The 13484-nt window shown below is 37.6% G+C and carries 9 protein-coding genes; 7 read left to right on the forward strand and 2 right to left on the reverse strand.

The annotated features are described in order from the left end of the window. Positions 1–171: 171 nt before the first annotated feature. Both DU508_RS06800 and DU508_RS06805 read right to left on the reverse strand, forming a co-directional pair. Positions 172–2685: a zinc-dependent metalloprotease gene (locus tag DU508_RS06800; protein WP_115402088.1), complete on the reverse strand. Its 2514-nt coding sequence runs from the start codon at positions 2683–2685 to the stop codon at positions 172–174. Between the two features lie 93 nt (positions 2686–2778). Then, positions 2779–4026 (reverse strand): aspartyl protease family protein, encoded by a 1248-nt coding sequence (locus tag DU508_RS06805; RefSeq protein ID WP_115402089.1) that lies wholly within the window; start codon positions 4024–4026, stop codon positions 2779–2781. A gap of 136 nt (positions 4027–4162) precedes the next feature. Here DU508_RS06805 and DU508_RS06810 point away from each other — a divergent pair, with 136 nt between their 5' ends. The 7 genes from DU508_RS06810 to DU508_RS06840 all read left to right on the forward strand — a co-directional run bounded on the left by DU508_RS06810 (position 4163) and on the right by DU508_RS06840 (position 13448). Further along, complete coding sequence (locus DU508_RS06810; RefSeq protein WP_233509406.1) at positions 4163–5407, forward strand: D-alanyl-D-alanine carboxypeptidase; 1245 nt, start codon at positions 4163–4165, stop codon at positions 5405–5407. A gap of 1 nt (position 5408) precedes the next feature. Next, positions 5409–6212 (forward strand): alpha/beta hydrolase, encoded by an 804-nt coding sequence (locus DU508_RS06815; RefSeq protein ID WP_158542132.1) that lies wholly within the window; start codon positions 5409–5411, stop codon positions 6210–6212. Positions 6213–6240: 28 nt separating this feature from the next. Then, positions 6241–7272, forward strand: a complete 1032-nt coding sequence (locus DU508_RS06820) for a glycosyl hydrolase family 18 protein (RefSeq protein ID WP_115402092.1) — start codon at positions 6241–6243, stop codon at positions 7270–7272. Positions 7273–7275: 3 nt separating this feature from the next. Beyond that, complete coding sequence (locus DU508_RS06825; RefSeq protein WP_115402093.1) at positions 7276–8316, forward strand: aminotransferase class I/II-fold pyridoxal phosphate-dependent enzyme; 1041 nt, start codon at positions 7276–7278, stop codon at positions 8314–8316. 99 nt (positions 8317–8415) lie between these two features. Further along, positions 8416–8964, forward strand: a complete 549-nt coding sequence (locus tag DU508_RS06830) for an RNA polymerase sigma factor (RefSeq protein ID WP_158542133.1) — start codon at positions 8416–8418, stop codon at positions 8962–8964. 59 nt (positions 8965–9023) lie between these two features. Further along, complete coding sequence (locus DU508_RS06835) at positions 9024–10046, forward strand: FecR family protein (RefSeq protein ID WP_115402095.1); 1023 nt, start codon at positions 9024–9026, stop codon at positions 10044–10046. A 90-nt stretch (positions 10047–10136) separates the two neighbouring features. Further along, positions 10137–13448: a SusC/RagA family TonB-linked outer membrane protein gene (locus DU508_RS06840; RefSeq protein WP_115402096.1), complete on the forward strand. Its 3312-nt coding sequence runs from the start codon at positions 10137–10139 to the stop codon at positions 13446–13448. Positions 13449–13484 lie beyond the last annotated feature (36 nt).

Consider the following 13484-nt stretch of genomic DNA (forward strand, 5'->3'; position numbering starts at 1 on the left):
GGTTTATGATTTGAGATAAAATTAAAAAAAATGGAGTAAACCAATTAAAGGCTTACTCCGTTTTTTATTGGGCTGTTGGAAGGTTGTTAAATTGTTGTAACATTAAAACCTTTGAACGATATGCCCAGCAACATTTAAACATTACAACTTTAAAACTTTTCAATACCTCGTCTATTTCTTTGGATCTAAAATATTTTTGATTCTAATATTCAAATCTTCATAATGTGCTTTTGTAATGGCATCACCTGCAACTGAACGGGCTTTAGTTGTTGCCAGTAAAGTTTTCAATTCTGCTCTTACCAACGGGCGAATATCAGATAAGTTAACATTCACTGGCGTTAAGCCATAGTTTGCAGCAGCCTCAACCGGAAACCCTACCGGAAGTTCGTTTTCTTTGGTCATTAAATCAGATAAACGATCAACATAAGCCCTTTGTAAGTTACGTTTGAAAGCATCTGCTCTGCCTACCGCGAAAACTGATTGTTTAAGATCTGTGAATAATTCGGGTAAAGTATAGGCTTTTGCCGAACCATTTTTAGTTTCGTTATCCAGTAAACGAGCGATTCGGGGAGCTGATAGAATGTTAATCAGTGTATTTGCCTGAACAGCCTTGATTCGATTTAACAACACACCATTATCAAATTTATTTAACTGATCATTGCTGATTAACCAAAGTGGGGTAGTAAACAATTGCTGATTGAAGAATGCGATTGCTTCTTTTTGTTTTGCTTTAGGCAAATAAGTATAAACAGGTCCGGTTTGATCGTAGGTTTTAAAATTTTCGCTCATTCCACCTATATTCGTGGTAACATGCCCCATGTAACGGTTAAATTGACCTACAATTTCAGTATAAATTTCTTTTAAATCACTGTAATCTTTTCCTTTTTGGTAAGTCCATTTTTCTACATTTGGTAAAATGCGTTTTAAATTTGCAATGCCATAAGTACTGGCCTTCATGGCGTTATCGCCTAAATCTTCACTTTGTAAACGCGGATCTAAGGTTGTGCCCTGGCGTCCGTAAAAATACAATGGGTTTCCTGCATTTTTTAAAGTCCACTGGTTTAAAACTTCTTTTTCCTGTTCGGCCGTTTTGTCACCCGGAATCCATGAATAACCCCATTTAATTGCCCATTTATCGTATTCGCCAATTTGAGGATGCAGTTTTGTAACGCCATCACCCGGTTGAGCAATGTAGTTAAAACGGGCATAATCCATAATTGAAGGTGCCGTTCCATGCTGATCGGTAAAGGTTTTTGAGCGCAATGAATCAACGGGATAGGCATAGCTGGAGCCAAAATTGTGTGGTAAACCTAAAGTATGCCCAATCTCGTGAGAAGAAACGAAGCGAATCAACTCGCCCATTTGGGCATCAGTGAATTTAGCTTTACGAACTTCAGGATTTATTGCCGCAGTTTGCACAAAATACCAGTTACGCAATAAGTTCATCACGTTATGATACCAGCCAATGTGGGTTTCTAAAATTTGACCAGTACGAGGGTCGCTCACATGTGGTCCGTATGCGTTCGCGATATCAGAAGCAAAATAGCGTACTACCGAATATCTTGAATCTTCTACACTGAACTCAGGATCTTCCTGAGGAGTTGGGGCCTGCTTACCCATAATTGCGTTTTTGAAGCCAGCTGCTTCAAAAGCCACCTGCCAGTCGTTAATGCCCTGAATTAAATATGGAACCCATTTTTTAGGCGTGGCGGGATCGATGTAAATAACAATAGGTTTTACCGGCTCAACCAATTCGCCATTTTTGTATGCATTGGTATCTTTAGGAACCAAATTCCAACGATGGATATAAGCAGTGCGTTCTGCTTTTTGCGCATCGGTTCCATAATCAATTTGCGATTGACCAAAGAAACCAACCCTGTTATCCATAATTCTGGCCTTTACCGGAATTTTTGGCAACAACAACATAGAGGTGTTGAACTCAAAGGTTACCGCACCATTGCTATTATCGGTTGGCGACTCTGCTGAACGATAAGTTTTGGCGGTTTTAACCTCAATATTTAATGGAAAAGTTTTAACCGTATCAATGTAAGAACGGGTCGCATCATACACGGTTACCTTATAGGTTTTTCGGATTTGATCGGTAGCACCAATCGCCATGATATCACCATTGTAAAAATCGGTAACATCAATTACCACACCTGTTGTATCTTTATTATAGGCCTTAATTTCAAAACCGGCTAAAATTTGTGCCAGATTAGAATTTTGTACAGATTCGTACATATCGCTATTGGGATCTGCTTTTGTAGCATAACTGGGTACACGGATATAAATTTGTTTACCTCTGCGTTCCCATACCCAAACTTGTTCGTTTAACTCTTCTCCGCCGTACTGTTGGTTACCAACTTTAATGCCTACCGGCGCTTTAGCCAAACGCGTAACCACAAGCATTTCGCGGTTGATAATCGAATCCGGAATCTCAAAGTACCATTTATCATCAACCTTATGGGTTTTAAACAGTCCGTTTGTAGTTCTGGCTTTTGCCGTTATCACTTCAGAAAAAGGTTTGATTCCTTCTTTTTTTGGGGCTGCCGCAGGAGCTGCTGCCGGCGCTGTTGGGGTAGTTGATCCCTTTTTTGGCTTTTTTTGTGCATGTGCTGAATTCGCTCCAGCTAAACCAAGCACCACAATACCTGCCAATGCAAGTACCTTAACTTGTTTCTTCATTTATATGTTTATAGTGTTATTGTGATAATAAGAGCCCGAAGTTATAGGCTTGTTACTTTATAAACATTTTGTAACCATAAAATCACCAACAGATTAAATTCTTTTTTCGAGCCTTACCACTTTAAAAAGTACCTGGTTATCTCTAAAAACCTCAAATATAACTACCCGATCAGCTTTGGATTTAAACATCTCCGTTAAATCATTTAATGAATAGGCATCAATTGATTTAAAATTCACACCAATAATTTGATCGTTTGGACATAAACCCGCTTTTTCAGCAGGAGATCCTTCATCAATTTCTCCAATTATCACACGTTTATATTGATCCTGATCCAGATAAACCACCATCCCAACCATATCATGCTGAAAGGGAACTTTTGCAAAATTGTTGGGTTTCAGATACATGAATTTTTCCTGATAGTTAAACTGCACATCAAACTTGCGGAGTATTTCAGCGCCGAGGTTTCCATTACGAAACGATAAATCTATTTTTTTGGAAATCGACTCAAAATCCGGGAAGCCGGCTACAACATCGCTAAAAGCATATTTTCCCAGATGAAAGGTTTTTACTCGCCCTACATAACCTTTTATTTGCCCACTTAAACTCATGCCCAAATTGGCTTTTATTCTTTTTTCAGGAAGTGGAAAAGCAGCACCATTCAACATTTCCATTGATAAGGCATGACTCGCACCAGTATCCATCAGAAACCGGGTGCTGATCTTCCCGCTATCAGGTATTTCTACCTCGACATCTACATAAGGTTTTAAATTTTCTATAGTAATGGGAACTTTACTTCCGCGATATTTCACATGACTATCCAGATCACTAAATATTATTCTGTTCTCACTATAGCGAATATCTACAATAAAGCTATTAAAAAAGCTATAACCTATTAATCCATAAATTTTAACCCCTAAATGTCCTGACAAATTGAACAAATCTTCCTTAAGAATGGCTGTGGGGATGTGTTTGATTTTTGCTCTGCCTATTCTGGCCTCTACATTTTGCGATACATAAGCATCAACCGTTTCTAACCCGAGCCCTGAAAGTCTGATTTTTCTCATCAGATTAAAATTCAAGGTATCTATAATTGATGGTTCTGTAATGATCATAGGACCTACACCTGTATCTAAAACAAAATCATACGGGCCTTTATCATTTACATATACCGGAATAATGATCAGATTCTTAATACATCTAAATTGAATCGACTGCCTTTGTTTTTTACCTGAAAACGTAAACTCTTGCGCAAATGAATGTAGACACATTAAAAACAGCCCTGCACAAATAGCCAATTTGCGAATGGAGAAAAGGATAACAGGTTCATATTTGGTCAACATTAAATTAAATTTAATAAATTAGTTGGCAATTATCATTTTCTAAATCCATAACATGTTCCGTTACAAAATTCATCATACTTTTCTTACATGCTTCATGATCACGATGTTAGCGCTTTCCGGTTGTTCATCAAATAAAATGATTGCTAAAAAAGTAGCTAAAGAATTTAAAAATTCGTCGGTTATTAAGCAGTATCAGGTAGGTTTTGCGCTTTACAATATGGAAAACAAGACAATGATTTTTCAAAAAGATGCTGATAAATATTTCACTCCGGCATCAAATACAAAAATCTATACTTTTTTCGCCAGTTTAAAAATGTTGCCCGAGCAAATGCCGGCATTGAAATACATAGAAAGAAACGATTCTTTGATTTTCTGGGGAACAGGCGATCCATCATTTTTACAGTTTGGGGTTAAAGATAAAACGGCTTACAATTTTCTTCAGGCATCTGACAAGAAATTATTTTTTGCCCCAGGAAGATATTCGGGGTCATTTTTTGGCGATGGCTGGAGTTGGGATGATTATGATTACTATTATCAACCTGAAATAACGGAAATGCCGATTATGGATAATATGGTAACCTCCACTTACTTAACACCAGATAAAATTAACATTGAGCCGAAAATTTTTGCTCATTGTTTTGAAGTGGATTCGAGCAAAACAACAGGAGGTTTCCAGGTAACGAGAGATTTTTTAACTAACCATTTTCATTATCCGGCAGTTGCGGTAAAACCGGGCTACAATCAGCAAAATCCTTACAAAACAAGTACGCAAACAACTATTGAAGTGTTATCCGATACCCTTCATAAAACCATTGGCATTGTAAAAATGAAAATTCCATCAAATGCCAAAACACTTTTGGGTGCTAAACGTGATTCTGTTTTAAAGCACATGATGCTACCTAGCGATAACTTTATTGCCGAACACCTGTTGCTGGTTTGTTCCAATCAGATTGGTGACACATTAAGCACAACAAAAGCCATTCAGTACATTAGCAAAAACCATCTTTCATTTTTACCCGATAAAGTGAAGTGGGCAGATGGTTCAGGTTTATCCCGTCAGAATTTATTTACACCCAGAGATAATGTATACCTGCTTGATTCGATTTATCACTTGGTTAACAACAGAGAAAAACTTTTTGATATGTTTCCTGCGGGAGGAAAAAGCGGCACTTTAAAAAATGCCTATCCCAAAACGGATCAGCCTTTTGTGTACGGCAAAACCGGATCATTGGGCGGGGTTCATAATCAAAGTGGTTATGTGCTCACTAAAAAAGGCAAAACCTATATTTATTCTTTTATGAATAATAATTTTGTTAAGCCTACGGCAGAGGTAAGGGCCGAAATGGTAAGAATTATGACTTATATACATGATAATTTCTAAAATGAAAATATTTCTTTTAAGCCTGGTTTCATTGATTTGTTTTTCTGCATTTGGACAGAAACAAATCGTTTTTCAATCTAAAAATCTGCCAAAGCCTGATACTACCTGGGTTTTTACACCAAAAAAAATCAGTAATGGACAAAAATTTCCAGCGGTTATTTTGCTACATGGATGGAGTGGAAATTATAAACAATGGAATAATATCATGGATGCCCAAAAATATGCTGATGAATATGGTTATGTTTTAATTTGTCCTGATGGATTGTTTGACAGCTGGTATTTGAACAGCCCGGTTATGCCTCAAAACCAATATGAAAGTTTCTTTTTTGATGAGTTGCTGCCAAAAATGAAAACTGATTATCCAATTGATTCAAATCATGTGTTTATTACAGGTTTAAGTATGGGTGGACACGGTGCTTTGTGGTTGTTTTTAAAACATCCTGAAATGTTTAAAAGTGCTGGCAGCACCAGTGGTGGTATAAATCTGCGTGATGCTTATGGCAAATATGGTGCTTCAGCATTGTTGGGAAATCCCGCAAAAGACAGTGAAATTTGGGATAAATATGCTGTAGCCGGCAATATTGACAAGCTGGCCGGAACCAATAAAGAAATCATTTTTGATTGTGGTGCAGATGATTTTTTCTATCAATCAAACAACAAGTTAAAACAGAAATGTGACAGCTTAAAAATTCAGGCAACTTACATTTCACAGCCGGGCGCACACAACGCAGCCTATTGGAAAAAATCAATCAAACAACAATTCGAATTCTTTCAAAAACAAATATCTAAACCTAAAACACCGTAATATGTAAGTTCAGCCAATCTCTAATCCTATGAAAAAAATCTACTTTTTGCTGAGTATCATCGTATTGCTCGGAATCTCATCATGTAAAAAAACGGGTGTAATTGAACCACCCGCACCGGTAAACCCTGTTAACCCACCAAAACCTTATGTTCCGGATAACAGTTTCAAGGTTATTGCCTATTTTCCAAGTTATCGTGATCCGAATGGCGTTGCCGATGCAAAATATAAAATGATTACCCATCTGTTTTATGCATTTTTAAACCCAAATATTGATGGCTCATTAGCTACCCTTGAACAACCATCAAGATTTACTACAGTAATGCAAAAAGCAAGGGCAAACGGTGTAAAAACAGGTATTTCAGTTTCAGGTACAAGAAGTATTTTTATAGAAATGGCAGCCTCGGCATCGGCAAGAAAATTGTTTGTTAAAAACGTGCTCAGTTTTGCCAGAACCAACAATTTAGATGGAGTGGATATGGATTGGGAATACCCAAGTACTGCTGATGGATCTGCAGATAATTATGTGTTATTAATGAAAGAGCTTTCAGATTCACTTCATAAGTACAATAAGTTTTTAAGTGCAGCGATCACGCCTGGTGTTTATGCGGGCAGCATTCGCGATGGTTTAAAAACGGAAGTTTTCCCCTCGGTAGATTTCTTTAATATTATGGTTTACGATGGCATTGGTTGGGATAAGGATGAACCGATTCAACACGCTTCTTATAATATGGCTGTTGCCAGTTTAAATTACTGGATTGGAACCCGTGGTATGCCAAAAGAAAGAGCGGTACTGGGAATTCCTGCATATGGAAAAAATTCGGCCAATGCTTCAAAAGCTTACCGGGATTTTGTAGCCGCAAATGCCGATATCACGCTTGATTATGCCACTATTGATGGGATTCAATATTATTTTAATGGTACCTTAACCACAAAGAAAAAAGCTAAACTGGCTAAAGATGTTGCCAACGGAATTATGTTTTGGGAGTTTTATCATGATGATAATGGCAATAAATCGATTATTCGTGCAGCAAACGATGAACTGGGCAGAAACTATAACTAATAAATGAACAACGATTTCAGATCGATCAATCAACCTTTTTCAAACGAAATCGTCATTAACGGCGAATCGTACCTGTACTTTGGCGGAACAGCTTATCTGGGCATTCCGCAAAATCAAGACTTCATTAACTTATACATTGAAGGGATTAAAAAATTCGGATTAAACAATGGAACTAGTCGAAGCAACAATATCCAGTTAGGCATTTACGCTGATGCAGAACAAGTTGCTGCAAAAAGATTCTTAGCTGAAGATGCTTTAATTACTTCAAGCGGATATTTAGCTGCTCAACTCACAGTTAAAGGGTTAGCCCCATTTGGAGAAGTAATTTATGCGCCTGCCACACACCCGGCGCTCTGGTTGAGCGAAGAGCCTTTTTCCACCACGTCCTTTACCGGTTGGAAAAGAGAAACCATTGAAACGATAAATACATCAGGGCTAAAAAACTGGGTTCTGATCAGCAATTCGATGAATAATCTTTTCCCCGAAATTTATGATTTTAGTTTTCTAAATGAAATTGATCATGATAAAAAAATCACGCTCATTATCGACGATTCTCATGGGATTGGCATCAATAACAACGGGTTGAGCGCATTGATTTCATTTCCACAAAAATCAAATATTGAAGTTGTAGTAGTGGCCTCGATGGCAAAAGCATTGGGTGTAGACGCAGGTTTAGTGCTGGGGTCTAAAAAAATCATCAGTCAACTTAAAAACACCAATATGTTTGTTGGGGCATCACCTTCTGCAGCAGCGGGTTTATTTGCTTTTATTCATGGCGAACAGATTTATGGTAACGCCCGTCGAAAATTGTTATCCAATATGGAAATGTTCAGTGAAAATTTAAGTTCTGACTGGAAGTTTGTACCTGGATTCCCCGCATTTTTAATTAATGATCCAAAAATTGACCAGTATCTTTTAAGGAATCGGGTTTTAATTTCATCTTTCCCATACCCGACAAAAAATAGCGATCCGATTAACAGGATTATTTTAAGTAGCTGGCACCAACATGAGGATATAGCCCGGCTAATCTCTTTACTGGATTGAGATATCAATACAGGGCAAGAAAAATATTATAGCAATTGATAAAATTAACACTATATTTATTTCAAGCTAACACTAACCAAATAGTTTTGAGCCATCAGAGTGTCGAACTATATCCAAAATATCAGAGAGGGAGATCATATATCTTTTGAAATAGTCTTCAAACTATGGCATAGAAAAGTTTACGCCTATTTTTTCAAGAAAACGGCATCCGAAAGCCAGGCCGAGGAACTAACACAATTGGCATTTATTAAGCTCTGGCGTTTCAAACATACTTTAACAGAAGAACTTCCTCTTGATGTTCAGCTATTTAAAATTGCCAAAACAACTTTGTTAGATTATTTTAAGAAGATTCTTAATGATGAACGGAACCTTAAGGTTTATCATCAGGAATTGGTAAAAAGTTCTGAAGAGGTGGCTGAGCTTTACGAGGCAAAGCAACAATTAGAAGTTGTTTTAAATTGTTTACCTCCAACAAGAAAACAGGTTTTTGTTTTAAGCCGTCTTCATGGATACTCCTATAAAGAGATTGCCGAACAACTTTCCATATCTCCAAGAACAGTAGAAAAGCATATTTCATTGGCTGTTAAACAACTTAATGGTTACGCCTATGCCCCTGCATTGATCGTTCTTTTAGGGTTTCTAAAATAAATTGAAAAATATTTTTTAACCGTTACGGGTTTCTGATCAATTCAATCGTATTAGTTAATATGAAGGTTTCAGACCAGTTGCTAGATAAATATTTCAAAAATAAATGTACGCCGGAAGAAAAACTTTTGGTGGACAATTATTTGAGAGAAATCGATGAGCTGCCTGATCATCTTGTTAGAAAAGAAGAATGGGATGATGCTGAAGATCAACCTTTATCTTACGAAAAAAGCGAGGCTATATTTGAGGCAATCACACAGAAAACTTTAGGTAAAAAGAATAAGCACCTTTGGCTGAAAATAACAGCGGTCGCGGCCACAATTTTGGTGGTGATTACCATTGGCTTATTTCTTTCTCAAAAACCCGTTTCTCAAAATCCAATAGCTGAAAACATTCCGCAAAAAATTGAAAAACCAAATGAAATCAACTGGAAGTCTATTGTAAACTATACAGACAGGATTCAGGATCTCACACTTCCAGATCAGTCAATAGTTAAAATATACCCGGGTGCTGAGTTAAGATATGCCATTCCTTTTGTAAAAAGCAAACGCGAAATCTATTTAGAGGGCAAAGGTTATTTTCAGGTTACAAAAGATAAGCAGCATCCTTTTGTTGTATATGCGAAAGGTGTTTCTACCACTGCTTTAGGAACATCATTTACCATCATTGCAAATCCTAAAAACAAGTTAATTAAGGTTCAGTTGCATACCGGGAAAGTTTGGGTAAGAGATATAGACTCTGTAGGAAAAAAATCGTCATTTAGCCGAATTCTTTTGCCTGGAAATTCGCTGGTGTTTAACAGAATTAAAAATGAACTAAAGGTTGAAATACTAAATACCGCAATTGTAAAAGCAGAAACCAAAATAGAGCTCAACTTTACTCAGGCACCGTTAGTTGAAGTGTTTTCAAAATTGGAACAACACTATAAAACAAAAATAATTTACAGTGCTGAGGATCTTTCAGAAATTTCATTCACAGGAACATTAAAACTAGAACAACCAATAAATAAAATACTTGCTGAAATTACCGAACTAAACAAACTAAAACAAGAAAAAATAGCAGAAGGCTATCTGATTAAAAAATAAACAAAAACATATATCATGATGAATTTAACTCCCACAACAAAGGGGAACAGGGATTCTTTTGCCTAAAACAAACAAATTAATTATTATACTATGCTTAGAAAATTTACAAAACACTTGTTCATTTGCCTGCTGATGCTTTCAGTTACGGCAACTGCCTGGGCTCAAACATCAGAGATTACAGGAATTGTAAAAGATGAAACCGGGGCACCTTTACTCGGAGCCTCCATTGTATTGGTTAACGCCCAAACCAATGAGAAGAAGGGGATTATGGTTAATGCAGAAGGCAAGTTCCAGATCACAGGACTATCTGCCGGAGTGCCATACCACATTAGTGCTTCCTTTATTGGTTATACAACCAAAACAATTGAGAATTACATGCTTAAAGCCGGAGAACAGGCCACATTGCTTATCCAGCTTAACCCAACAGCTTCCTCACTAACTGATGTTGTAGTAGTTGGGTATGGTAGTCAGAAAAAGAAAGATGTCACCACAGCAATTGCCAGCATTAAAGCTTCTGACCTCGAAAATCAACCAATTAACAACGCAGCTGAAGCAATGGTTGGTAAAATGGCGGGTGTTCAGGTTTCGCAGGGATCAGGTACTCCTGGAGGTGCATTATCAATTAAAGTTCGTGGTGTTGGAACAATTACCGCAGGTTCAAATCCTTTATATGTAATTGACGGGGTTCCTATTTCGAACGATAACATCAATACAATTAACACGAATGATATTGCCTCAATCGAGGTTTTAAAAGATGCATCATCTGCAGCTATTTACGGATCGCGTGGCTCAAACGGTGTGGTATTGATCACCACCAAACAGGGCAAAAGCGGCACAGCTTTAATCAATGTGAACAGTTACACCGGTTGGCAAAGTTTGGCACATAAAATTGACATGATGGATGCTTACCAATATGCACAGATGACCATAGAATCCAGAAATAACACTTATGCTGATGCAATGGATGCCATTAACAGAAGAAACATTGCAACAGGTTTACCAACAATCAATTATAGCATTAATGACAGCAATGCGCAACGTTTGGTAAATTCAGGAAATAATACGAGTGCGGTTATTCCTACGGAAATTTTACCTTACCTGGCTGGTCAGCAGGGCTTAACCAATACCGATTGGCAGGATGAAATTTTTAGAACGGCTAAAATTCAAAACCATTCTATTTCAGCTTCAGGTGGGAGTGAAAAAATGAAATACTATGCATCATTGGAATATTTTGATCAGGATGGCATTATTTTAAATAGTGGTTTTAAACGTTATAGCGGCAGGTTAAATTTAGAAGGAAATAAAGGCATTTTCAGGTACGGTGTAAACATTACGCCTTCGGTAATTAAAGAAAAAAGAGTTAATGCCAATGGCGCATATAATGCACCAAACTCAAACGGATTAAATACCGGTGGTATTGTTGCCTCTGCTTTACATTATTCTCCATTGTGGCCCGTTTACAATGCCGATGGCAGTTATAGCTTTGCACAAAACTCCTGGAGCCCGGGACAGGTAACCACTTTGCCAAACGGCTCTACAGTAACTGGCAACGGCGAAACACAAGCATGGAACCCTGTTGCTTTAGCCATGCTCCAAAAAGATGATGTAGGTTCGAATAGATTAACCGGAAGTACCTTTGTTGAGGCAGAGATCATCAAAGATTTGAGATATAAAATCCAATTGGGTGTCGATATGTTCAATAGTACTGAAGATACTTTCCGTCCATCAATTATTCCATTATCCAATACTGCCGGCAACCCATTATCAGATGCCCAGGGAAGTTCAAGAACAATAAAAGAAACCAACTGGTTATTGGAACAAACCTTAAACTACACCAAAACCATCGGCGATCATAACATCAGTGCATTATTAGGCTGGTCAACTCAGAAAGATGATTTAAGCGGAAATTATGCCGTAGCAACCAGAGGCTACATTAGTGATCAGATTGAGTATTTAAGTGCCGGCTTAGTAACCAGCGGTACTTCAACAAGATCTCAGTGGGCATTGGCGTCAGGAATTGCCAGGGTTCAATACAGCTATAAAGGAAAATATTTGTTTACCGGATCAGTCAGGGCTGATGGTTCTTCTAAATTTGGCAAGAACAATAAATGGGGTTATTTCCCTTCTACATCTGTTGGATGGAGATTATCAGAAGAAGACTTCCTGAAAGGCTCTGCATCCATTTCTGACTTAAAACTAAGAGCAAGTTATGGTTTAACGGGTAATTTTAATATTCCAACTTATGGCGCTTTAGGTTCAATGACAAGCTATGGTTATGTTTTTGGCGGCGGTACCCCGGGAGTTGTTAACGGTGCGGCAACTTACGCTCAACCAAATGACGATTTAAGGTGGGAAAAAACAGCACAGCTAAACATTGGTTTCGATGCTGCATTTTTCAACAACCAGTTAACCTTATCTGTAGATGCTTATAATAGCAACACCACAGACTTATTGTTGAACGTTCCGGTTCCTTTAACCACTGGTTTCGCAACAGAGCTGAAAAATATCGGCAAGGTAAACAACAAGGGTATAGACATCAATTTAGGCACGCAACAACAGTTTGGCGGTGTAAAATGGACGGCTAGCGCAAACTTCTCAAAAAACATTAATAAGGTTGTTGAATTAGGCCCAGGCAATGCTGATATTATCAGAACAGGATCTGTAGCGAATGCATATTTCTTAACCCGGGTTGGCGAACCAATCGGATCGTATTATTTACCGGTTGTATTGGGCGTTTTCAAAAATCAGGCAGAAGTAAATGCTTATCCGCATTATACCGATACACAAGGCAACTACGATTTAAATACTTCAAAACCCGGTGATTTTAAATTTAAAGATGTTGATGGAGATGGGATAATCGATTTAACTAAAGATCGTGAAATTGTAGGTAACTATCTTCCAAAATTCACTTATGGTTTTGCTACATCAGCAGAATATAAAGGAGTTGATTTAAATGTTGCTTTGCAAGGTGTTTATGGAAACAAAATCCTTAATCTTTCCCGCAGATACTTCGCCAATAAAGAAGGTAATATGAACAATATGATTAGTTCTTTAGACAGGTGGGTTTCAGAAAGCAACCCGGGCAGTGGACAAGATGTTAGGGCAAATCGCGTAGCCAAAGGAAGTAATGGAACTACATCTACATGGCACATTGAAGATGGCTCTTATTTACGTATCCGTAACATTGCTTTAGGTTATACTTTCCCTACCGAGTGGATTAAAAAATTAACTTTAACTAAGGTAAGGCTATATGTTTCCATGCAAAATCCATTCACATTCACTAAGTACACGGGTTATAATCCAGAAGTTACAAACAGATCAGATGCTACTACAAATGGAGAAGATTATGGCGTATATCCAACAGCAAAAACAACTTCAATAGGTTTAAACATCACTTTATAAATTAAGAAATGAAAACTGCACATCAATTCCAAAAGA

This window comes from Pedobacter chinensis, assembly GCF_003339865.1.
Taxonomy (GTDB): Bacteria; Bacteroidota; Bacteroidia; order Sphingobacteriales; family Sphingobacteriaceae; genus Pedobacter; species Pedobacter chinensis.

What these genes read in the sequence shown, in the direction of transcription:
- DU508_RS06800 (WP_115402088.1), bottom strand. Translation starts at nt 2,685, where the DNA reads ATGAAGAAACAAGTTAAGGTACTTGCATTGGCAGGTATTGTGGTGCTT.
- DU508_RS06805 (WP_115402089.1), bottom strand. Translation starts at nt 4,026, where the DNA reads ATGTTGACCAAATATGAACCTGTTATCCTTTTCTCCATTCGCAAATTG.
- DU508_RS06810 (WP_233509406.1), top strand. Translation starts at nt 4,163, where the DNA reads ATGATTGCTAAAAAAGTAGCTAAAGAATTTAAAAATTCGTCGGTTATT.
- DU508_RS06815 (WP_158542132.1), top strand. Translation starts at nt 5,409, where the DNA reads ATGAAAATATTTCTTTTAAGCCTGGTTTCATTGATTTGTTTTTCTGCA.
- DU508_RS06820 (WP_115402092.1), top strand. Translation starts at nt 6,241, where the DNA reads ATGAAAAAAATCTACTTTTTGCTGAGTATCATCGTATTGCTCGGAATC.
- DU508_RS06825 (WP_115402093.1), top strand. Translation starts at nt 7,276, where the DNA reads ATGAACAACGATTTCAGATCGATCAATCAACCTTTTTCAAACGAAATC.
- DU508_RS06835 (WP_115402095.1), top strand. Translation starts at nt 9,024, where the DNA reads ATGAAGGTTTCAGACCAGTTGCTAGATAAATATTTCAAAAATAAATGT.
- DU508_RS06840 (WP_115402096.1), top strand. Translation starts at nt 10,137, where the DNA reads ATGCTTAGAAAATTTACAAAACACTTGTTCATTTGCCTGCTGATGCTT.